Annotated in this window: 22 protein-coding genes and 1 pseudogene; 15 read left to right on the top strand and 8 right to left on the bottom strand. The window is 67.8% G+C overall.

Annotation, left to right across the window (positions count from 1 at the left end):
* Window positions 1-97: 97 nt before the first annotated feature.
* The 5 genes from E3T37_RS02500 to groL all read left to right on the top strand — a co-directional run bounded on the left by E3T37_RS02500 (window position 98) and on the right by groL (window position 4,483).
* A complete protein-coding gene (locus tag E3T37_RS02500) occupies window positions 98-412 on the top strand; it encodes a DUF3263 domain-containing protein (protein WP_134365275.1) in 315 nt (104 codons plus the stop codon).
* 116 nt (window positions 413-528) lie between these two features.
* Window positions 529-1,107, top strand: coding sequence for a LytR C-terminal domain-containing protein (locus E3T37_RS02495; protein ID WP_134365274.1), 579 nt, complete (start codon window positions 529-531; stop codon window positions 1,105-1,107).
* Window positions 1,108-1,387: 280 nt separating this feature from the next.
* On the top strand, window positions 1,388-1,591 hold the full coding sequence (locus tag E3T37_RS02490; RefSeq protein WP_134362230.1) for a cold-shock protein: 204 nt from the start codon (window positions 1,388-1,390) through the stop codon (window positions 1,589-1,591).
* Window positions 1,592-1,760: 169 nt separating this feature from the next.
* Window positions 1,761-2,744: a DUF3048 domain-containing protein gene (locus E3T37_RS02485; protein ID WP_160141116.1), complete on the top strand. Its 984-nt coding sequence runs from the start codon at window positions 1,761-1,763 to the stop codon at window positions 2,742-2,744.
* Between the two features lie 119 nt (window positions 2,745-2,863).
* Window positions 2,864-4,483: a chaperonin GroEL gene (gene groL / locus E3T37_RS02480; protein WP_134365272.1), complete on the top strand. Its 1,620-nt coding sequence runs from the start codon at window positions 2,864-2,866 to the stop codon at window positions 4,481-4,483.
* 115 nt (window positions 4,484-4,598) lie between these two features.
* Here groL and E3T37_RS02475 read toward each other — a convergent pair whose 3' ends face one another.
* The 3 genes from E3T37_RS02475 to E3T37_RS02465 form a co-directional block, all read right to left on the bottom strand.
* Window positions 4,599-4,889, bottom strand: a complete 291-nt coding sequence (locus E3T37_RS02475) for a WXG100 family type VII secretion target (RefSeq protein WP_134365271.1) — start codon at window positions 4,887-4,889, stop codon at window positions 4,599-4,601.
* Between the two features lie 134 nt (window positions 4,890-5,023).
* Window positions 5,024-6,733 carry a HAMP domain-containing sensor histidine kinase gene (locus tag E3T37_RS02470; RefSeq protein WP_134365270.1) on the bottom strand — a complete coding sequence of 570 codons (1,710 nt, stop codon included), beginning with the start codon at window positions 6,731-6,733 and terminating at the stop codon, window positions 5,024-5,026.
* Window positions 6,734-6,764: 31 nt separating this feature from the next.
* Window positions 6,765-7,457: a response regulator transcription factor gene (locus tag E3T37_RS02465; RefSeq protein ID WP_134365269.1), complete on the bottom strand. Its 693-nt coding sequence runs from the start codon at window positions 7,455-7,457 to the stop codon at window positions 6,765-6,767.
* A 109-nt stretch (window positions 7,458-7,566) separates the two neighbouring features.
* Between E3T37_RS02465 and E3T37_RS02460 the strand changes: the two genes are divergently transcribed.
* The 3 genes from E3T37_RS02460 to E3T37_RS02450 are packed head-to-tail and all read left to right on the top strand — an operon-like array spanning window position 7,567 to window position 10,465.
* Window positions 7,567-8,820, top strand: a complete 1,254-nt coding sequence (locus tag E3T37_RS02460; protein WP_134365268.1) for an NAD(P)/FAD-dependent oxidoreductase — start codon at window positions 7,567-7,569, stop codon at window positions 8,818-8,820.
* 1 nt (window position 8,821) lies between these two features.
* The gene (folP, locus tag E3T37_RS02455) at window positions 8,822-9,730 is read left to right on the top strand and encodes a dihydropteroate synthase (protein WP_370262707.1); all 909 of its coding nucleotides are present in this window, start codon (window positions 8,822-8,824) and stop codon (window positions 9,728-9,730) included.
* Between the two features lie 3 nt (window positions 9,731-9,733).
* The gene (locus tag E3T37_RS02450) at window positions 9,734-10,465 is read left to right on the top strand and encodes a pyrimidine reductase family protein (RefSeq protein ID WP_134365266.1); all 732 of its coding nucleotides are present in this window, start codon (window positions 9,734-9,736) and stop codon (window positions 10,463-10,465) included.
* 87 nt (window positions 10,466-10,552) lie between these two features.
* Here the strand turns inward: E3T37_RS02450 and E3T37_RS02445 are convergent, their stop codons facing one another.
* The 3 genes from E3T37_RS02445 to E3T37_RS02435 are packed head-to-tail and all read right to left on the bottom strand — an operon-like array spanning window position 10,553 to window position 14,425.
* Complete coding sequence (locus E3T37_RS02445) at window positions 10,553-12,208, bottom strand: DNA repair helicase XPB (protein WP_134365265.1); 1,656 nt, start codon at window positions 12,206-12,208, stop codon at window positions 10,553-10,555.
* 43 nt (window positions 12,209-12,251) lie between these two features.
* Window positions 12,252-14,147 carry a helicase-associated domain-containing protein gene (locus E3T37_RS02440; RefSeq protein WP_134365264.1) on the bottom strand — a complete coding sequence of 632 codons (1,896 nt, stop codon included), beginning with the start codon at window positions 14,145-14,147 and terminating at the stop codon, window positions 12,252-12,254.
* Window positions 14,148-14,149: 2 nt separating this feature from the next.
* Window positions 14,150-14,425, bottom strand: coding sequence for a hypothetical protein (locus E3T37_RS02435; RefSeq protein ID WP_134365263.1), 276 nt, complete (start codon window positions 14,423-14,425; stop codon window positions 14,150-14,152).
* 92 nt (window positions 14,426-14,517) lie between these two features.
* Between E3T37_RS02435 and E3T37_RS02430 the strand changes: the two genes are divergently transcribed.
* Entirely contained in the window at window positions 14,518-14,898 is a 381-nt protein-coding gene (locus E3T37_RS02430) for a cold-shock protein (protein WP_134365313.1), read from the top strand.
* Complete coding sequence (locus E3T37_RS02425; protein WP_134365262.1) at window positions 14,891-15,478, top strand: DUF3027 domain-containing protein; 588 nt, start codon at window positions 14,891-14,893, stop codon at window positions 15,476-15,478. Before E3T37_RS02430 ends, E3T37_RS02425 begins: the two co-directional genes overlap by 8 nt.
* Window positions 15,479-15,620: 142 nt before the next feature.
* On the opposite strand, the gene serC is transcribed toward E3T37_RS02425, so the two are convergent.
* On the bottom strand, window positions 15,621-16,739 hold the full coding sequence (serC, locus tag E3T37_RS02415; protein WP_134365260.1) for a phosphoserine transaminase: 1,119 nt from the start codon (window positions 16,737-16,739) through the stop codon (window positions 15,621-15,623).
* Between the two features lie 72 nt (window positions 16,740-16,811).
* On the opposite strand from serC, the gene E3T37_RS02410 reads away from it, so the two are divergent.
* From E3T37_RS02410 to E3T37_RS02395, 4 genes are all read left to right on the top strand, one after another.
* Window positions 16,812-17,519: a metal-dependent transcriptional regulator gene (locus tag E3T37_RS02410; protein ID WP_134365259.1), complete on the top strand. Its 708-nt coding sequence runs from the start codon at window positions 16,812-16,814 to the stop codon at window positions 17,517-17,519.
* Window positions 17,520-17,944: 425 nt separating this feature from the next.
* A complete protein-coding gene (locus tag E3T37_RS02405; RefSeq protein WP_134365258.1) occupies window positions 17,945-18,646 on the top strand; it encodes a C40 family peptidase in 702 nt (233 codons plus the stop codon).
* A gap of 337 nt (window positions 18,647-18,983) precedes the next feature.
* Window positions 18,984-19,481 carry an HNH endonuclease gene (locus E3T37_RS02400; protein WP_134365257.1) on the top strand — a complete coding sequence of 166 codons (498 nt, stop codon included), beginning with the start codon at window positions 18,984-18,986 and terminating at the stop codon, window positions 19,479-19,481.
* 453 nt (window positions 19,482-19,934) lie between these two features.
* Window positions 19,935-20,642 (top strand): CHAP domain-containing protein, encoded by a 708-nt coding sequence (locus E3T37_RS02395; protein WP_160141117.1) that lies wholly within the window; start codon window positions 19,935-19,937, stop codon window positions 20,640-20,642.
* Between the two features lie 371 nt (window positions 20,643-21,013).
* On the opposite strand, the gene E3T37_RS17580 is transcribed toward E3T37_RS02395, so the two are convergent.
* Window positions 21,014-21,139 (bottom strand): hypothetical protein, encoded by a 126-nt coding sequence (locus E3T37_RS17580; RefSeq protein ID WP_255572511.1) that lies wholly within the window; start codon window positions 21,137-21,139, stop codon window positions 21,014-21,016.
* A 58-nt stretch (window positions 21,140-21,197) separates the two neighbouring features.
* Between E3T37_RS17580 and E3T37_RS02390 the strand changes: the two are divergent.
* Window positions 21,198-21,539: pseudogene (locus E3T37_RS02390) on the top strand (DUF222 domain-containing protein); the annotation flags it as partial.

The raw sequence follows: 21,539 nt of genomic DNA, 5'->3' as shown, positions 1-21,539 counted from the left end.
CGGGAACCCGCAGCGGTTTCCCATGGCGGGCGGCGGGCGATCCAGCGAGCATGCAGACCACTGCAAATAGGATGGCAGAAGACGACGGAGGTGGCACGTGGACGGCAGCACCGCTCCCCAGGCGACCGTGGCTCCGGTCCCCGCGCCTGAGCTGTCCGAACGGGAACTGGCGATCCTCGCTTTCGAGGGGCGATGGTGGTCGCAGGCCGGCGCCAAAGAGCAGGCCATCCGGTCCGAGTTCGATCTCTCGGCCGCCCGGTACTATCAACTGCTGGGTGTTCTGATCGATTCCCCTGCTGCACTGGCCCACGATCCGATGCTGGTGAAACGCCTGCAACGGATGCGCGAGGCCCGCGAGCAGGCACGGGCGCGTCGCACACTCCGCCCGACCGAACCGCCGCAGTACCCCTGAACCGCAGTACCCCTGAACCGCAGTACCCCTGAACCGCAGTACCCCTGAACCGCAGTACCCCTGAACCGCAGCACCGCAGTGAATCACCACCAGCAGAGGATCGAACCAGTACGACGATGCCGACTTCCTACCCGAAAGACCGATTCGACCACCTCCCGCATCACCTCGACCGGGTGGGCGCTCATCGTGCCCCGCAGAAGAAGGGACGCCACTGGGTGGCGTTCTGGTGGGCCCTCGGCGCGACCGCCCTCCTGATCGGGCTCGGGGTCGTCGGGCTGGCCCTCCTGAACAACAATCTCAACATCTCGCTGCCGGGCACGGCAACAGCCTCTGCCTCGGCCACCTCCTCTGCCGCGGCGGCCGCCCCGAGCGCCACCACGACCCCGACCCCCGCCGCGACCGTCGACCCGAGCCTGAGCGTGACGGTGTTGAACGGCACGCCCGGCGCCGGAGTCGCCAAGGCCGTCGGCGAGACCCTCACCACGGCGGGCTGGACCGTGGACACGCTCGGCAACGCCGACACCGAGGACGTCGCGACGACGACGGTGTACTACGCCGATGCGGGCCTGGAGGGCGCCGCCCGAGGAGTGGCCGAGTCGCTGCCCGGATCCCGGGTGCGGCCGTCCTCCGACTACGCGGACTCCGGGGCGGACCTCACCGTCGTGGTCGGCGCAGATTACGTACCCGCCGGATGACGAAAAACGAATTGCGGATAGCGTCCCCGCCGCCGGGAAACCGCAGGCGAGAGGCTCCTTTACCCGGCCCCCGCTTATACGTCCGGGCGCCCTACGTCAACCCCCTTTCGTTCCTGTACAGCTTCCGTAAATTGGCTAGTGGTCGCTCATTCTGTTGAATCAGGCGCTCTCGAGAGAGGCGAATTCCACTGGCCCCACAGGATGGACGCAGTCACATGCGCCAGGCCCGGTACGGCCAATGGGCGCGTGTCGATCAATCCAAAGCAACAGGGAGTTACACATGGCGAACGGAACCGTCAAATGGTTCAACGCTGAAAAAGGTTTCGGCTTCATCACGGTCGATGGAGGTGGCCAGGACGTCTTCGTCCACTACTCGGCCATCGACATGCACGGCTACAAGGTTCTCGAAGAGGGCCAGCACGTGATCTTCGAACTCGGCACCGGGGCGAAGGGCCCCCAGGCCGAATCGGTCCGCCCGGTCTGATTCAGCGCACAATTCAGGCGAACAATCGAGCCGGACCCTGAATACACCTCCCGTACACGCGCGGCGATGAAGCCGCAGTAGTGTGTGTGGCGTGACAGGCGACAGAACGGCTAAAGCAGGACGACGAAGCACGGCACAGAAATTCCGGTCCAGCCGGATGCTCGGTGCCGTGCTTCTTCCGTTCCTGCTCACGTTGACCTCATGTTCGGCCCTGGCGCCCGCGCCCGCTCAGAGTTCTGCGGGTGACGAGAGCCCGGATGCCACGGCGCTGGCTCCGTTGCGGGGCACCCCCGTGCCGGCGGGAAGCGCGCTCAGTCCCTCGCTGGCGGTCAAGATCGACAATCACGAGGCTGCCAGGCCGCAGGTCGGGCTCGAGCGCACCGACATCGTCTTCGAGGAACTCGTGGAGGGCGGCCTGACCCGGTACGTGGCCGTGTGGCAGTCCGGCATCCCCGAGTTGGTGGGACCGGTGCGCTCCATCCGTCCCATGGATCCCGACATCATTGCGCCCTTCGGCGGCATCGTGGCGTACTCCGGCGGCCAGCAGCAGTTCGTCGACCTGATGGAGGCCACCGACGTGGTCACCGTCTCCCAGGAGAGCGACGAGACCGGTGTGTTCTACCGGGAAGACTCACGCGATGCGCCGCACAACGTCATTCTGAAGGCGAAGGAGCTGGTCGACCGGAACGACACCGTGGCGGTCCCCGCACAGCAGTTCTCGTACACCCCAACGGTGGCGGGGTCATCCGCTGCCACCGACGGTGAGGCCGTCTCGGCCGTCGACTCCCGTTTCTCCGACCAGCGCTGGCCCGGCTGGACCTGGGACCAGGCGAGCCTGACCTACCTGCGTTCCCAGGAGGGGACGCCCGACCTGGACGGCTCCGGCGCACAGCTCCGCGCGACGAACGTCCTGATCCTGCGGGTCGACATCGACGAAACCTCCACGAACGTGCCCAAGACCACGATGGTCGGCTCCGGGGAGGCCTGGGTGTCGGCCGGCGGCAAGAGCCTGCATGCGACCTGGTCCAAGACCGACCGGGATGCGCCGATCCGGCTGGTGGACGACAACGGCCAGGCGGTGCGGCTCGCGGCCGGCAACACTTGGATCGAGTTGGTGCCGGGTGACCGAGGCTCGGTCGAGCTGCGCCAGTAGCACCCGGCGTTCACTTGCACTCTCGACCCCAGAGTGCCAGAATTGCACTTGGCACTCTCTCCTTTTGAGTGCCAACCCATCACCGTTTTGGTAACGTCCGGGAGGGACGAGAAACACATATGGCAAAGATCATTGCTTTCAACGAAGAGGCCCGTCGCGGCCTTGAGCGTGGCCTGAACATCCTCGCTGACACTGTCAAGGTCACCCTCGGCCCGCGCGGACGTAACGTGGTGCTGGAGAAGAAGTGGGGCGCACCCACGATCACCAACGACGGCGTGTCCATCGCCAAGGAAATCGAACTCGATGACCCGTACGAGAAGATCGGTGCCGAACTCGTCAAAGAGGTCGCCAAGAAGACCGATGACGTCGCGGGCGACGGAACCACCACCGCCACCGTCCTGGCTCAGGCGCTCGTTCGCGAAGGCCTGCGCAACGTCGCGGCCGGAGCAGACCCGATCAGCCTCAAGCGCGGCATCGAGAAGGCCACGGCTGCCGTGATCGCCGAACTCATCGCCAACGCGAAAGAGGTCGAGACCAAGGAAGAGATCGCGGCCACCGCTTCCATCTCCGCCGGAGACGCCGAAATCGGCGCCATCATCGCCGAAGCCATCGACAAGGTCGGCAAGGAGGGTGTCGTCACCGTCGAGGAGTCGAACACTCTCGGCACCGAGCTCGAGCTCACCGAGGGCATGCGCTTCGACAAGGGCTTCCTGTCCGCCTACTTCGTGACCGACCCCGACCGTCAGGAAGCGGTCTTCGAAGACCCCTACATCCTGATCGTCAACTCCAAGGTCTCGAACATCAAGGACCTCCTCCCGATCGTGGACAAGGTCATCCAGACCGGCAAGCAGCTCCTCATCATCGCCGAGGACGTCGACGGCGAGGCCCTGGCCACGCTCGTTGTGAACAAGATCCGCGGAATCTTCAAGTCGGTCGCCGTCAAGGCCCCCGGCTTCGGCGACCGTCGCAAGGCCCAACTGCAGGACATCGCCATCCTCACCGGTGGACAGGTCATCAGTGAAGAGGTCGGCCTCAAGCTCGAGAACGTTACGCTCGACCTGCTCGGCAACGCCCGCAAGATCGTCATCACCAAGGACGAGACCACCATCGTCGAAGGTGCCGGCGACCCCGAAGCGATCGCCGGACGCGTCCAGCAGATTCGCAGCGAGATCGAGAACACCGACAGCGACTACGACCGTGAGAAGCTCCAGGAGCGTCTCGCCAAGCTCGCCGGCGGCGTTGCCGTCATCAAGGCCGGCGCCGCGACGGAGGTTGAGCTCAAGGAGCGCAAGCACCGCATCGAGGACGCCGTCCGCAACGCGAAGGCTGCCGTCGAAGAGGGCATCGTCGCCGGTGGTGGCGTTGCACTGATCCAGGCCGGCAAGACCGCGTTCGAGAAGCTCGAACTGGTCGGCGACGAGGCAACCGGCGCGAACATCGTCAAGGTTGCCATCGACGCTCCACTCAAGCAGATCGCCCTCAACGCCGGCATGGAGCCGGGCGTTGTCGCCGACAAGGTGCGCAACCTGCCCATCGGTTGGGGCCTCAACGCCGCGACCGGTGAGTACGTTGACATGCTCGCTGCGGGAATCAATGACCCGGTGAAGGTCACCCGCTCCGCGCTGCTCAACGCAGCGTCGATCGCCGGCCTGTTCCTCACCACCGAGGCCGTCGTCGCCGACAAGCCGGAGAAGAACGCTGCTCCGGTCGGCGACCAGGGCGGCGGAATGGACTTCTAAGTCCACACCGCTTCACTGTTTCATCGCACGATCGCACGACTGCAACACCGTTCCACAGGGCAGGGCGTCTCCTCCGGGAGGCGCCCTGTTCTGCGTGCCCGGGGATGCGGCCCGGCTAGCGCAGGAACAGGCGGGTGTTGGCCTGCTCGATCTCGGCGTAGTGCTGGCCGGCCTGGTTCAGGGCCTGGCCCAGCGCCTCGGCGCTCTGAGCCACCTGCTGCTGGGTGGCACGCCATTCGGAGACGGCGGATTGGAACGCGGCGGCGGCCTGACCCGACCACGATCCTTCCAGGGCCGTGAGCTGGGAGATGAGCCCCGCGACCTCGGTCTGGATCCGGCCGATCGAGGCCCGGGCTACGGCGGTGGTGTGCAAAACGGCTTCGCTGTCGACCTGGTAACGGGTCATGATGGTCCTTTCGGCGGGGGGAGTGTGCCGAGCAGACTACGAGCCGACGACGCCGGTTGGGCCGGTATCCGCTCGTGGCGGGGAAACCGATCCGAGGCGGGCCTGGGGAGGGACGGCCCGGCCGGAGGCGTCGGCTACGGCGTGGTGGGGGCCAGGCGCTGCGGCGCGTTCGGCGAACCGGCCAGCGGGAACCAGACCCGGAACGTCGCCCCGCCGCCGGGGGTGTCCACGACCTGCACCGTGCCGTTGTGGCTGGCCACGATGGAGGCGACGATGGCCAGACCGAGGCCGCTGCCGCCGGTCTCCCGGGCGCGAGACGTGTCGGCGCGCCAGAAACGCTGGAAGATCTTGTCCCGGATCTGTGGCGGGATTCCCTCGCCGTGATCGATGACGGCGATGGATGCCCGCTGGTTGCGACGGTCGACCGCCACCTCGAGTTCCACCGGACTGTCGGCGGGGCTGAAGCGGAGCGCATTTCCCATCAGATTCGTGATGACCTGCCGGATCTTGTTCTCCTCGGCCATCACCACGGCCTGCACACTGACCGGGGCTGTTTCCGGAGCGGGCTCGGCCGGAGGGGTCGGGACATCCGTCTTGCGCGGTTTGCGCGTGCGCAGGCGGGCCAGGGTGGCGCCGGCGAACGAGACCGACCCCGCGGGCAGGGCGGTTTCCTCCGTTTTCGGGGCCGGCCCGGGGGTGGAAGGCACTTCGCCGGTGGAGTGCGCGAGGTCGATGGCCTGGCGGTCGGTCGTGTCGTCGAACTCGGCCGGGGCGGCACTGACGACGGTCACGGTGCGGCCGGGGGAGGAGGCCATGGCGTCCAGGGCGGCGTCACGGGCCAGCGGTATCAGGTCGACGGGGGCAAGCGCGAGCGGTTTGGTCTCATCCAGTCGGGCCAGTTCGAGCAGGTCCTCGACCAGGCCGCCCATTCGGATGGCCTCCTTCTCGATGCGTTCCATGGCCTGGGCGATCTCCTCAGGGGACTGCAGCGCCCCCATCCGATACAGCTCGGCGTAGCCGCGGACCGAAACTAGCGGGGTGCGCAATTCATGGCTGGCGTCGCCCACGAACCGGCGCATCTGGTCGATCGTGCGAGCACGGTCCTTGAACAGGCGGTCGATGCGGCTGAGCATGGTGTTCAGCGATCGGTTGAGCCGGCCGACCTCGGTGTTCGGGGTGGCGCCGCCGAGCCGCTGGCTGAAGTCCCCGTCGGCGATGGCCGCGGCCGTGCGTTCCACCTCGCGGAGGGGGGCGAAGGTGCTCGTGACCAGCAGACGGGTGAGCAGCGCGCCGACGAGCACGACGCCGAGTCCGAACCCCAGGAAAATGGTGAGGTAGGTGGCCATGGTGTTCTCGGTGGGCTTCAGGGACACGGCCATGACCAGTGTTCCCAACGTCCCCTGCGGGGAGATCACCAGGGGAACCGCGACCGCCAGGAACTGGGTGTCGCCCGCCCCGTCCTTCAGGGTCATGGTCTTGCCGTCGAGCTCGATCACGGTCTGCAGATCCAGCGGTATCGAAATCTGTGGAAGCTCACGGGCGGGGCGCTCGCGCCAGGTGTGGTTCTTGAGGTTGCCGTGTTCGTCGTAGAGCGCGACGAAATAGTCGGAGGAGACGACGGCCGTGGTGCCCTGGCCGAGCGCGGCGGCCGAGTAGCTGTTCGACGCGGTCTGAGCATCCGCCTGCAGCTGGGCATCCACCTGCTGGATGACGTACTGGCGCAGCATGGCCATGGTGCCGATGCCGGACACGAGCAGCCCCAGCGTCAGCATCAGAACCGTCACGCCGGTGATCTTCGACCGAAGGGAAACGCGGCTCCACCGCTCCATGAGTGACTGATGCATGAGGCCCTCAGTGTATGGGCGCAGCCTGTGACTACGCCTTGGCCGCCTTGAGCATGTAGCCGAAACCGCGCTTGGTCTGGATCAGGGGCTCGGTGGAGTGGGCGTCCACCTTGCGGCGGAGGTAGGAGATGTAGGACTCGACGATGCCGGCGTCGCCGTTGAAGTCGTACTCCCAGACGTGGTCCAGGATCTGAGCCTTGGACAGCACCCGGTTCGGATTCAGCATCAGGTAGCGCAGGAGCTTGAACTCGGTGGGGCTCAGCTCGATCGGCTCGTCACCGACCAGCACCTCGTGGGTGTCCTGGTCCATCGTGAGCTCGCCGGCCCGGATGACAGCATCTTCGTCGGCGTGCATGGTGCGCCGGAGGATCGCCTTGATCCGGGCCACGATCTCGTCGAGGCTGAACGGCTTCGTGACGTAATCGTCCCCGCCGACCGTCAACCCGGTGATCTTGTCTTCGGTGTCGTCCTTGGCGGTGAGGAAGAGGATCGGGGCCGTGTAGCCGGCCGAGCGCAGGCGCTTGGTCACGCCGAACCCGTTCATGTCCGGCAGCATGACGTCGAGGATGATGAGGTCGGGCTCCTCCTCGAGGACGGCGGAGATCGCCTGGGCGCCGTTGCCGACGGCTCGCACGGCGAAGCCGGCGAAGCGCAAGCTGGTGGTGAGGAGATCCCGGATGTTGGGCTCGTCGTCGACAATAAGGATGCGGGGGCCATCAGTCATGCTCCCAGTATCTGCGCGTTAGCTGGAAGCATGCTGTGAGCACCCGGTATGCCCTTGTGCTGGGTATATTGGGTGGTAAATCGCGCACCTTCGACGTTGGGAGATCGGTATGCGCACTCCGACTTTCGTAGTTGTCGGGGCCGGCCTCGCTGGCGCACGGGCGGCGGAGACCTTCCGATCGGAGGGGTTCACCGGCCGGATCGTGCTGGTCGCGGGCGAGAACGAGTACCCGTACATCAGACCGCCGTTGTCCAAGGGGTTCCTGACCGGCGCCGAGGAACGGCACGCGATCTACGTCCACCCGGCCGAGTGGTACAACGAGCGGGAGATCGAGGTCAAACGGGGGTGTCAGGCCCGGGCCATCGCCCTGGACACCCACGAGCTGGCGCTGCCGGACCGGGAGTCGCTGCGGTATGACAAGTTGCTGCTCGCCACGGGCGCCTCTGCCCGGCCCTTTCCCGGGGCGGGCGCTGATCTGGCCGGGGTGTTCCGGTTGCGAACGGCCCGGGACTCCGAGACGCTTCGCACCGAGCTGGCGCGGGGCGACCGCCACGTGGTGATCGTCGGGGCCGGCTGGATCGGGCTGGAAGTCGCCTCCGCCGCGCGCGGCTACGGGAACGCCGTGACGGTTCTCGGGCGCGAGACGGTGCCCCTGAACACCGCCATCGGCGACCAGGCGGGCGCCGTGTTCGCGCAATTGCACCGCGAGAACGGCGTGGAACTGCGGATGGAAACGCTGGTCGCGCGGCTGACCGGCGAGAACGGGGTGGTCACGGGAGTCGCGCTGGCCGGGGGCGAGGTGGTCCCCGCCGATGTGGTCGTGGTCGGGATCGGAGCCGTGCCGAACACGGAGCTGGCGGTGAGCGCGGGGCTGGCGGTGGACAACGGGATCGTCGTCGACGCGGCGTTCCGGTCGATCGACCCGGATGTCTACGCGGTCGGCGACGTCGCCAGCGTGTTCCACCCCGTGCTCCGGCAGCACCTCAGGGTTGAACACTGGGACAATGCGGAGCGCGCCGGCGCCGCTGCCGGCCGGTCCATGCTCGATCAGGCGGTCAGCTACGACCAGATTCCGTACTTCTATACCGACCAGTTCGACCTGGGGATGGAATACTCGGGATACGGCCCGCTGGCGCGGGACGCGGTGGTCGTGTTCCGCGGCGACCGGGCGGCCCGGAAGTTCATCGCCTTCTGGGTGGCCGAGGGCTTGGTCGTCGCCGGGATGAACGTGAACGTGTGGGACGTCAACGAGACCGTGCAACGATTCATCAGTTTGAGGGTGCGGGTCGACCCGGCCCGGCTTGCGGATGAAAGAGTTGCACTCGACGACCTGCTCGTCGGAGCATCGGAATGGAGGACCTGACGTGGACAACGCCAACACCCGACTGGCGCCGCTGCGTCCGGAGGTGATCCATCCTCGCCGACTGATCGGCGGCCGAGTGTTCGATTTCTCCCGCGAGGTGGTCGTGATGGCCATCGTCAACCGCACGCCCGACTCGTTCTACGACCGCGGCGCGACATTCGCGCTCGACCAGGCCGTGCAGGCCGCCCGGCAGGCGATCGACGATGGAGCCGACTGGGTGGACATCGGCGGGGTGAAATTCGCGCCGGGTCCAATGATCCCGGTTCAGGAGGAGATCGATCGGGTCGTCCCCGTGGTCGAGGCGCTGCGCGGCTTCGGGGTCGTCATCTCGGTCGACACTTTCCATCCCGCGGTGGCCCGCGCCGCATTGGCGGCCGGTGCGCACGTGATCAACGACACCACGGGCGTGCACGACCCGGCCATGGCCGATGTGGTCGCGGACAGCGACGCGACGCTCGTGATCACCCACAGCCTCGCCCCGCCGCGCACCCCCTGGCCGATGCCCACCTACGGCGACGTCGTCGAGGAGGTCGCGGCCTTCCTGCGCGAACGGGTCGAACTCGCTCTCAGCCGGGGCGTGCCCGCCGATCGGATCGTCGTCGACCCCGGTCACGACCTGAACAAGAACACCTACCACTCGCTCGAACTCACCCGGCGGCTCGGCGAAATCGCCGCGCTCGGGTATCCGACCCTGGTGGCGGTGTCGAACAAGGACTTCATCGGGGAGACGCTCGACCGGGAGCGGGGAGCGCGGGTGGAAGGTTCGCTCGCAGCCGCCGTCTACTGCATCCTGCAGGGTGCCCGGATCGTGCGGATGCACAACGTCACCGCGGCCGTCGATGCCGTGCGGATGACCGAGACGATCATGGGCTTCCGCGAACCCGCCTCCGTGCGCCACAACCTGGTCTGACCGATGCTGGCGCAGGGCGACCTCATCACGCGGTACGCGGTGGCCGATCGCACGGTTCCGAGGCTGCGGGTGAATTTCATCTCCAGCCTCGACGGGGCCGCCACGCACGACGGCCTGAGCGGTGGGCTGAACAATGACGACGACAAACTCGTCTTCGATACGCTGCGTCTGCTCTCCGACGTGATCGTCGTCGGAGCGGGCACGGTGCGGGGCGAGGGGTACGGCGGCATCCGTCTGGACCCCGCGGATGCCGCGTGGCGCACCGCGCGAGGGCTTCCGGCGCAGCTGCCGGTCGCGATCGTGTCGTCGCGGCTGGACATCGACCCCGGGCATGCCGTGTTCACCGAGGCGCTGGTGCGGCCACTCGTCGTGACGCACGCGGCATCCTCGGCCAAGCGTCGCCGGGACCTCGCGGAGGTCGCCGACATCCTGATCTGCGGCGAGGACGCCGTCGACCCGCGACGGATGGTCGACGCCCTCGCCGCCCGGGGCCTGAGCCAGGTGCTCTGCGAGGGCGGGCCGCACCTGTTCGGCGCCCTGATCGAGGCGGACTGCGTCGACGAGCTGTGCCTGACGATCAGCCCCGTGCTCGAGGCCGGCGGCGCGGGCCGGATCGCCCGGAGCGGCACGGCCGCCACCCGGCGGATGGCGTTGCTGCAGGTGCTCACCGCGGGCGATATGCTCTTCCTGCGCTATGGCCGCCGCGAGGAGTCCGAGGAGGCCGAGGAGACCTGACGACTCCGCCGAACCGTGAGTTGCGCCCCCATTCCGGCCGGGAAACGGGGCCGAACTCACGGCTCGGCGGCGAGGCGGAGGGACGGGTCAGGCGGTGACGGTCTGCGCGTCGAGGTTCTGCGAGTCGAGGATCGTGTAGCTGTAACCCTGCTCGGCCAGGAAGCGCTGGCGGTTCTGGGCGAAGTCCTGGTCGACCGTGTCGCGGGCGACCAGGGTGTAGAAGTTCGCGGAGAGGCCGGATTCCTTCGGGCGGAGCAGGCGTCCGAGGCGCTGCGCCTCTTCCTGGCGTGAGCCGAAGGAACCGGAGACCTGGATGGCCACGGTCGCCTCGGGCAGGTCGACCGAAAAGTTAGCGACCTTGGAGACCACGAGCAGGTTCTCCTCGCCGACCCGGAAGGCCTGGTACAGGCGCTCACGCTCGTCGACGGGGGTCGCGCCGGTGAGCTTGGGCGCGTTCAGGGCCTCGGCGAGCTCGTCGATCTGGTCCAGGTACTGGCCGATGACCAGGATGCGTTCGCCCGGGTGCTTGGCGACCAGCCGCTTGACCACGTCCAGCTTGGCCGGCGCGGTGGCGGCCATCCGGTACCGCTCGTCGTCGGCGGCCGCCGCATAGCTCAACCGTTCGGACTGGGGCAGGTCGATCCGCACCTCGTAGCAGGAGGCGGGGGAGATGAAGCCCTGGGCTTCGATTTCCTTCCACGGGGCGTCGAATCGCTTGGGCCCGATCAGGCTGAACACGTCGCCCTCGCGGCCGTCCTCACGAACGAGGGTGGCCGTCAGGCCGAGGCGGCGGCGCGCCTGCAGCTCGGCGGTGAGCTTGAACACCGGGGCGGGCAGAAGATGCACCTCGTCGTAGACCACGAGTCCCCAGTCCATCGCGTCGAGCAGCTCGAGGTGGGCGTACTCACCCTTCCGCTTGGCGGTGAGGATCTGGTAGGTCGCGATCGTGACGGGCTTGACCTCCTTGACCTGGCCGGAGTACTCGCCGATCTCGTCGGCCGTCAGGGTGGTGCGCTTGAGCAGCTCGTCGCGCCACTGCCTGGCCGAGACGGTGTTCGTGACGAGGATGAGCGTGTTGGTCTTCGCGGTGGCCATGGCCCCGGCTCCGACCAGGGTTTTCCCGGCGCCGCAGGGCAGCACGACGACGCCGGAGCCGCCGTCGAAGAAGCTGGCGACGGCCTTGTTCTGGTAGTCGCGCAGCGCCCAGCCGTTTTCGAGCAGGGCGATCGGATGCGGCGTGCCGGGCGTGTACCCGGCGAGGTCCTCGGCCGGCCAGCCCAGTTTGACCAGCTCCTGCTTGAGCTGCCCGCGGGCCCACGCCTCGACCAGGAACGAGTCGGGGGAGGGGCGCCCGATCAGCAGGGGCGCGATGCGCTTGGCGCCGGCCACCTCGGTGAGCACGGCTTCGTCGTTGCTCTGCAGGATGAGCCGGCCCTCGGCGTCGCGCTCGATCACGAGACGTCCGTACCGGCCGACGGTCTCCGTGATGTCCACGCTGACGGTCTGCGGGATGGCGAACTTGGAGTACTTCTCGAGCGTGGCCAGCATGTCGGAGGCGTCATGCCCGGCGGCCCGCGCATTCCACAGCCCGAGCCGGGTGATCCGGTAGGTGTGGATGTGCTCGGGAGCGCGCTCCAGCTCGGCGAATACGGCCAGATCATGGCGCGCATCCTCGGCGAAAGGGTGCGCCACTTCGAGCAAAACCGTGCGGTCACTTTGGACGATCAGAGGGCCATCAGACATAGCCGTCAATCCTACGCCCGCTCGGCCCCGCGGCTTGCACCCTTTACGGGGCCGGCGTGATGCTGATGATGCTGGACAAGGGAAGGGTGCGCTCGATGTCGGCGCGACGGTCCCGGGCGCGGAAGCGTCCGCCGCCCACGCTCGCCGGCTCCAGCAGGTAGTCGACCACGACGCCGCCGGGCATGGCGATGCTGACGACGACGGTCTGCTTCGACTTGATCGCGGCGTCGAGCTGCCGGGCGAGCCAGGCATCCGCAGCCTGGCCCTCACCGCCGTCGGCGGCCCGCAGCTTCTCGACCAGCGCGATCGTGGGATCCGTATTGGGGACCGGCACGATCCGGGCCAGCTGGTGACGGCGCAGGTGCACGATCTCGTGTGTGGCGTCTTCGGCGGCGACGGGATAACGCGCGTCGGTGAGCGCCCAGAAGACCACATCCGAGGCGAACCGGCTGGTCAACCGCGTCTCGGCGGCGGGGACGAGCCCCAGGGATGCCAGGGTCTGGTCGACCGCGATGGTGCCGAGCAGCGCGGTGTCGTCCGAGACCACATAGCTCAGGAACGGCGCCTCGTCCGGGCGGGCGGCCCCGACCCTGACCCGGCCGTACCGGGCGGCCGATTCACGGATCAGGTAGTCCACGGGTTGCGGGATGCCGGTCAGCGAGACGGCGCGCAGGAACTCCAGCAGCGATTCGGCGGTCTCCCCGGCCGCGAGGGCGCGGTTGACGGAGTTCGCGGTGATGCGGTAGCTGAGGGCAAGCTCCCGGCTTTCCACGTCGGCGAGGCCACGGAGCCGGGTGTCGATCGAGGGGGCGAGCGGCCCGGGGGACACGATCGACAAGTCGTGCTGCAGGTAGACGGCGCCGCCGGTGGCTGGCAGGGAAGCCGCCATCGTCAGGGTGGCCGCCTCCAGGTCTCCCGCGAGCACCTGGGCTCCGGCCGGGCTCGTGGTCTGGTTGGCCGTGATGCCGAGCAGTTCCGCGTCCTCGGCGAACTCGGTCACCCGGTCGTCCATCCACTGGCCGCCGGCCGGGTAGAGCCAGACCACGAAGCCGCGCAGGACGTCGCCCCAGGAGACGCCGGGGCGGTGGGCGAGGATGCCGCGCACATCCGCCGGCAGCGCGGCGTGCCAGGCGTCGGCGAGCACCGCCCAGCGGCGGGCGGTGCCCTCGAGCAGCCAGGCCTCGCCGGCCTCGGTCTCGTTCCAGTAGCCGTCGGAGTGCGCGATCAGTTCGGCCCGGGCCGCCGTGGCCACGAACGAGGGGACGGCCTCGAGCTCGACGCCCATCACCGCGGCGAGCCGCTTGGTGTCGGGCAAGCCGAGGCCGCCCCGGCTGAGTTCCCTGGCCGGTTCGCGGGCCAGCTCGGTGACGAGCTCGGCGACGGATGACACGGCGCCGAAGGCGCGCTCGGCGGCGAGGCGGTCGGTGAACCGGTCGGTGGTGGCGACGCCGGCCAGCGCGGCGGGCGCCGGGACGCCGGCCAGCTGCACGGCCGTCGGCAGCCCCAGCTCCGGCCAGGTGAGCAGCTGGTCGTGGACCGCGTCGTAGGGGCTGAACCGGTGACCGTCCAGGCGCGCGAGCATCAGCGCGTCGAGCTCGGCGGCGCGAGCCGCGACCTCCGTCACGGCGACGGGTGATCCGGACAGCGCCCCGAGCCGTTCGGCCAGCCGGGCCAGGGTCGGGGCGGTGCTCGGGGGTGCCGCGTCGGCATCCGTCGCCGCCGATTGGCCCTCGGTGGCCAGCTCGCCGGCCACCGTGAGCACGGAGAGCGTGGCCCGGTCGAGCCGGGTCAGCACGCGTTGGATCGCGTCCGGATCGAGCAGCGCCTCGGCGAGGTCGAAGAAGTCGCGGATGCCGACGGCTGAGACATTGCGGACGGCCAGAGTGCGGCGCAGCGTTGCGTCATCCAGTGCGCGAAGGCGTGAAGCGAGCGTGAGCATGGCTACTCCTTGTTCTGTCGTGCCTCGCGTGCGCGGCGCAGTCCGGTCATCACCATCAGGGCGATGATCAGGACGAACCCGATTGGCAAGCCGAAAAGCGGCAAGGCGAGTATCAACGGCCAGACCCCCTGGCCGAATCCGTTGTTCGCTCCAGCCCCGACTGCGGTGCCGATGATGACGGCAAGGAAAGCGAGGATGGACAGACCCACCACACCCGCAACCATGTAAGCAAGGATGCGTTCGAGCCGGCTGGCGGCTTGTGGAGTTTGATTGGTCACAGTCCCAAGGATACGGGCAGGGACCGGCGCAACCGAATATGCTGGGTGCGGTCGGCGCGCATCCCGCGCGCCCGGAATCCAGCGAGGTCCAGATGCCCACCGGCAAGGTCAAGTTCTACGACGAGGAGAAGGGTTTCGGCTTCATCACCTCTGATGAAGGCCACGAGGTCTTCCTCCACGCTTCTGCGCTGCCCGCCGGAGTAACGGTCAAGGCAGGAACCAAGCTCGAATTCGGGATCGCCGACGGCAAGCGCGGAGCGCAGGCCCTGTCGGTTCGGATCATCGAGGCCCCGCCGAGCCTGGCCAAGCTCAGCCGCAAGCCGGCTGACGACATGAACATCATCATCGAAGACCTGGTGAAGCTGCTCGACGGCATCGGCGCCAGCCTGCGACGCGGCCGCTACCCGGACAGCGCGCACAGCCACAAGATCGCCGCCATGCTGCGCAAGGTCGCGGAGGAACTCGATGCCTGAGGCCGTCGCTGACGCTCGGCTCCTGGCCGCCGTCGACCAGGCCCGCGCCGCGCTCCTCGAGATCACCCCGGCCGATACCGTCGGCGAACCGCTCGGCCACATCGTCGAGGGCGAACACGTCCTGTCGCTGCTGTTCGACTGCAACCTGCCCGGCTACCCGGGCTGGCGCTGGACGGTCAGTCTCTCCCGTGTGGACGAGGACTCGGAGCCCAGCGTTCTCGAAGCCGAGCTCACGCCGGGCGACGACGCGCTGATCGCGCCGGAGTGGGTGCCGTGGTCTGACCGGCTCGCCGACTACCGCACGGCTCAGGAACTCGCCGCTGCCGTGGCCGCGGCCGAGACGCTCGACCTGGACGACGAGGACGAAGACGACCTCGACGAAGACGAAGACGAGTCCGACGAGGACGACCTCGACGATGAGGAAGACGACGAAGAAGACCGCGGCGAGGATGTCCTGGACGGGATCGACTTCGGTGAGGGCCTAGCGGCGCCGCACCTGAACCCAGACGAGTCCGGCGAGGCCGAGGCCGAGGCCGATGACGGCGCACCAGAGCCACCAGCCGAGCCCGGCCGCCACTAGCTCCGCACGGAACACGAACGCCAGGGCGACGGCGAGGAGCCAGCCTGCGGAGCCCGCAAGGAAAGCCTTGCGGGCATCCGTTCGGGCAGGCAGCGGATCGGGCCGTCGTTCACTGTCCTTCAGCCAGATCCGCATGCCGGGACTACTGACCCAGGTTCTGCACAACGAACTCGATCGACTTGACGAGCTGACGCACGTCGGAGGGCTCGATCGCGGTGAATGTGGCGACGCGCAACTGGTTGCGCCCGAGCTTGCGGTAGGGCTCGGTGTCGGAGATCCCGTTGGCGCGCAGCGTCTTGGCGATCGCTGCGGCGTCGATCGAGTCGTCGAAGTCGATCGTCGCGACGACCTGCGACCGGTGCGTCGGGTCGGTGACATACGGCGTCGCGTAGGAGACGCTCTCGGCCCAGTCGTAGAGAACGGATGACGACTCACGGGTGCGCGCGGAAGCCCACGCCAGTCCGCCGTTGCCGTTGATCCAGTCGAGCTGGTTCTCGATCAGCAGGAGGGTGGCCACGGCCGGCGTGTTCAGCGTCTGGTTCAGGCGCGAGTTGTCGATCGCGTTCTTCAGACTGAGGAACTCCGGGATGTACCGCCCGCTGGCGGCGATCCGTTCGACCCGCTCGATCGCTGCGGGGGAGAAGAGGGCCATCCACAGGCCGCCGTCTGCAGCGAGGTTCTTCTGGGGAGCGAAGTAGTAGGCATCCGCCTGGTCTGCTTCGTAGTCGATCCCGGCGGCGGCGCTGGTGGCGTCGATCACGGTCAGGGCGCCGGGGTCGGCGACCACGCGGGTCACCGGGGCCATCACGCCGGTCGAGGTTTCGTTCTGCGGCCAGGCGTAGACGTCCACGCCTTCGGTCGGTACGAACTCGCTCCGGGAGCCGGCCGGCGCCTTGATCACATCGGGGGCGGTAAGGAAGGGGGCGGCGGCTGCGGCGGCGAACTTGCCGCCGAACTCGCCGAAGACGAGGTTCTGGCTGCGCTCGGAAATAAGGGAGAAAGCAGCGGCATCCCAGAACGCGGTGGACCCGCCGTTGCCGAGAATAACTTCATAACCGTCCGGAGCGCGCAGCAGCTCCGAGAGGCCGGAACGCACGCGCCCGACGAGGTTTTTAACGGGAGCCTGACGGTGAGAGGTGCCGATGACACCCGCGCCGACCTTTGCTAGATAATCGAGTTGCTCCTGGCGGACTTTGGACGGGCCACAGCCAAATCGCCCATCAACGGGCAGAAGTTCGGAGGGAATTTTCAGTGTCGACATGGCCACGATTCTATCCGTCGTCGACCGGACGATAAGGTTGGCCATTGACGGAGGCTGACAGGAAGGCTCGGTATGGCAGATCTCATCGACACCACCGAAATGTACCTCCGCACGATCCTCGATCTCGAGGAGGAGGACATCGTTCCTCTTCGTGCCCGCATCTCCGAACGCCTCGGTCAATCCGGTCCCACCGTGTCCCAGACCGTGGCCCGGATGGAGCGCGACGGCCTCGTCGTGGTGTCCGGCGACCGGCACCTCGAGCTCACCGTCGACGGGCGGCGCAAGGCCGTGCACGTGATGCGCAAGCACCGTCTCGCCGAGCGACTCCTGAGCGACGTGATCGGTCTCGAATGGGAGTTCGTTCACGACGAAGCCTGTCGCTGGGAACACGTGATGAGCGAGCAGGTCGAGCGCAAGATCCTTGAAATCCTCGGTCACCCCACCGAATCCCCGTACGGCAACCCGATTCCCGGACTCGATGAGCTGGGCGATTCCCCGGCCGTCGCGTTCATGGCCGGCGTGACGAACCTGGTCGACGTGGTCTCGCGTTCCTCCGAACCGGTGACCGCCGTGGTGCGCCGGCTCGGCGAGCCCGTGCAGGTCGATCCGGTACTCCTGGCGCAACTGAAGAACTCCGGGATCATGCCCGGCGCGTTGGGGGTCTTCTCCGCCGTCGGATCGTACGTTCTCGTCACGGTCGACGGCTTCGGCGACGGCCTGGAACTGCCGAACGAGGTCGCGAGCCACATCTTCGTGACCACTCCGGTGGCCGGCGCGTAGCCCATCACTGCCGCTTTCCGGCTCGATTCCGCCGCGCTGGATGCTGCGAATCCGCCTGATTCTGTTACCAATTTGTTAGAAATATCCCGGATTGAGTGACAAACGGATGAACGTCACGTAGCTTGGAGGCGTCCCACAGGCCAACTTCCGGTCGACGGGCCCGGATCAAGACGCCTTTCTCTCCCATCTCTTGCCTCGGTACTCACACGCGCCCAGCGCATTGGATGGGGCAACTACCTAGTGTTGTCGAGGCGCCGGAGGTAAACACTTTGGCTGCATTAGGTAATAAATCATTGCGTCGAGCCCGAAACTCGACGTCCGGCACCATCGACAGGGTCCACTCGGAGCTCGGCCTCTACCAGCCTCCCGCTCCCCGTCCAAAATCGCGTTCCCGCCGCCGGGGCGCGGTGGCGAACATCATCTTCATGACCTTGGCCAGCGGTTTGGTCGCGACCATGGCCCTCCCCGCCTACGCGTTCGCGCCGGCATCGGAGGGCGACCAGTTCGGGGCGAGTGCCGCGACCGAGCTGACGAAGTCCGGCGCCCAATCCGTGGAAGTCACGGACCAGGCCAACACGATCACCGTGGCTCGCGACGGTTTCTCGGCCACCAGCACCGAGGAGCTGGCGGCTTCGAAGGCGGCCACGAAGGCCGTCGCGGATGCCGCTGCGGCCGCCGCAGCGGCAGAGGCTAGCCGTCAGGCAGCCGCCGCGGCCATGACGACCTACGCGGCCTCTTATACCGGGCCCTCGACCGCCGACTATCTTGCGGCCCCGGCGCACCCGAGCTTCGATCTCGCATCCGTCTACGGCGTCGCCTCGCAGTACCAGGGCGTTCCCTATGTCTTCGGCGGGGCGACACCGGCCGGTTTCGACTGCTCCGGGTTCGTCATGTATGTCTACGCGCAGTTCGGCGTGTCCCTGCCGCACTCCTCCACCGGGCAGGGCGCCGTCGGAACTCGGATCTCCCTGGCCGAGGCCCAGCCGGGAGACTTGGTTATCATGGACGGCCACGACGGGTTCTACGCCGGCAACGGCAACATCCTGCACGCGCCCTATGAGGGCGCGTCGGTGCGCGTGCAGCCGATCTGGACCAGCTCGTACTACATCGTGCGGCTCGGCATCTGAGCGCAGGTGAACGTTCCGTAACACCTCGCACATTCGGCGCAGCACCCTATCGGGCTGTGCCGAATGTGAGTTAACCTGATGCTCTGATGTTCTGCGAGTTGTCGGGAGAGCCAATGCGTGAGCGGCGCACGATTCACACCATGGATCTGCGCTGCCGCTTCGCGCCGCGGCAGATCAGTCACACAACACTGAGTTGCGCGTGTCCCGGACACGCCGCTGCCTGCGGGGCGCCGTCCGAGTGACGACGCCCCTTTTGTGTATCTGCTCGCTCCCTTCTCGCTGACAGAAGACAGTTCGAATGGCTGGAAGCCGTCCAGCCCTTTTCGAAAGGGAACGCATGCGAACACTGGTCCTCAACGCGGGGTACGAGCCCCTTGCCGTGGTGTCATTCAAAAGGGCGCTCGTGCTGGTGATGAATCAGAAGGCCACGATCGTGCAGGCCGAGGAGGGGCATCCGGTCTGCGCGGCCTCCGGCACCTGGGAGCGGCCCAGCGTCATCCTGCTCACCCGTTACGTCCGCATCCCGCGGTCCAGGGCCGTGCCGGTCAGTCGCCGCGGCGTGCTGCGCCGGGATGACCACCGCTGCGGTTACTGCGGGAAGACGGCCAGCACGATCGATCATGTGCAGCCCCGCTCGCGCGGAGGCCGTGACAGCTGGGACAACCTGGTGGCCTGCTGCCTGCGCTGCAACAACCTCAAAAGCGACCGCACCCCGGGCGAGATGGGCTGGAAACTCCTGTTCGCCCCGCGGATGCCGCTGGGCACGACCTGGGTGGTGCGCGGCGCGGAGCGGCCGTTGCCGCAGTGGGACGAGTACCTCGCGCCTGCAGCGTGACGGCCGAACGATCGCCGATTGCCGAAGCTTGAATCTCGAATGTAACGGTGATGTAACGCCGCAGGGTGACTTCTCGGCCCCGTTCCCCTAGTGTGGTGGAGTGCCGACCTCGACTTCGGCCCTGTAGAGGATCATCTTTTGCCCCATCCCGGCGTACCCGGCAGTCCTGGTCCTTCAGCGAACCCCGTTCCCGTGCTCTCACGCCGGGAATTCCGCGCACGGCGCGAGGCTGCGGCGGCCGAGGCAGACGCGGCCGTTGCCGTTGGTGGCGCTCCTGTTCCCATCCCTGTCCCGGCCACGGATCCTCTGTTGTCGGTGTCGTCTCCCGGGGCGGATGTGGCCGCGATCGTGTCCCAGCCCCGTCTTCGTCAGCCGAAATCCCCGCCTCCCGCCGCGAAGGCACCCACCCGGCCAGCGCGCGCGTCGCACCGCCGCAGCCCGCTGAGGATCGCCGTGACGCTGCTGGCGATCCCCGGACTGTTCCTCACCGCGGGACTGCCCGCCTACGCCTTCTCTCCCGGAACAGGCGAGGGCAGCAGCATCGCCTCCGCTCATGCGCGGGCAACCCAGGACGCCCAGGGCGTCACCGTGGACGCTAGTGCGGTCGCGGTCACGGTCGCCCGGGACAGCTTCACCGCCACCTCGACGGAAGAACTCGCCGATCGGGCGGCCGAAGCCCTGTCCGCCCAGAAGGCCGCGGATGCGGCCAAGTCGGTTGCGGCCAACTTCGCGGTGTACGGCGTGCGGACGGAAGGCGACGACTACCCCTGGTTCGACCAGGCACCCGACACCCAGGGTGGCGGACTGTCACCCCTCGGCTATTACTACCGCGAATGCGTGGACTTCGTGGCCTGGCGTCTCAACCGGGATGCCGGCGCGACCAGCGCGCCGTGGGCCTGGACCTGGGGCTCCCTGACGCCCGGCGGCGGTGACGCGAGCAGCTGGTCCAGCGCCTGGTCGAACCATGGCTGGGCCACCGGCAAGACCCCCGTCGTCGGTGCGGTCGCCTGGTTCACGTACAACCACGTCGCCTATGTGCAGTCGATCAACGCCAACGGTTCCGTCGTGCTCGAGGAGTACAACTGGATGGGCAGCCACGCCTACCACACGCGCACGGTGTCGGCCAGCGAGGTCCCGAAGTTTCTCTACCCGCCCGCCTAGGGCTCTCCTCGCGCCACCTCTTCTCGGCTCGGCCTTTCGCCGCCGAGCCGTGAGTTGCGCCCCTTTTTCGCGCCCGGAGAGGGTCCGAACTCACGGCTCGGCGGGCTGTCGGGCCCGGTTTTGCGGCGCCTCACCGACCGGGGAATCCCACGAGTAACACCAGCCTCATTCGTAACTATCTGCGAAATACTTTGGTAAATAGTTGAGATAGTCTCGACACCACGTACGCTTTTTGCTAAAATCGGGGCATGGCAGGAGCATCCGCACCGCAGTCACCGGCCGCCCCGGCAGAGGCGGCAGATTCACCTGCGCAGCTGATCCGGCAAGTCGCCTTGGCCCTCGCCACTGTCCTTGACGACATCACGTTATCGCTACTCACTGACACGGGCGCCCTGGCCGTCCTTGGCGCGGTGGAGCAGCTCGGCCGCCGGGTCGACGCGGCCAGGGTGGCCACGGCGACGGATGTCGCGGACCGCTCCCGCAGCATCCTCGGCCACGACTCCCTGGCCTGGAAGCAGGGGGCCAGCAACGGCGNATCGCCGGGCCGGCACCAGCATGCTGCCCCCGTACTACCCGACCGTCGCCGCGGGACTGACCGCGGGCGACCTGGGTGTCGACGCGGCCGAGGCCATCGTCACGGCCCTCGACAAGGTCAGCCCGAGCGTCGCCCCGGACGACCTCCTGACCGCGGAACGTGCGCTGGTCGCCGCCGCTACCGGTGCCATCACCGAAGAAACAGCGGGGCTGCCGGGGGAGGGGTTCGCGTTCCCCGCGGACCTGATCCGGGGCATGGCCGTTCAGTGGCAGGCGCGCCTCGACCCCGACGGCACCGCCCCGAACGAAGACGTCGCCGAGCCGCGCAGCACCGTCGGGTTCGGCCTGCTCAGGGACGGCCTC

Source organism: Cryobacterium sp. TMT2-10, assembly GCF_004403075.1.
GTDB lineage: Bacteria > Actinomycetota > Actinomycetes > Actinomycetales > Microbacteriaceae > Cryobacterium > Cryobacterium shii.
The sequence above is the reverse complement of the archived record's forward strand: the minus strand, read 5'-3'. Positions and strand labels throughout refer to the sequence as shown.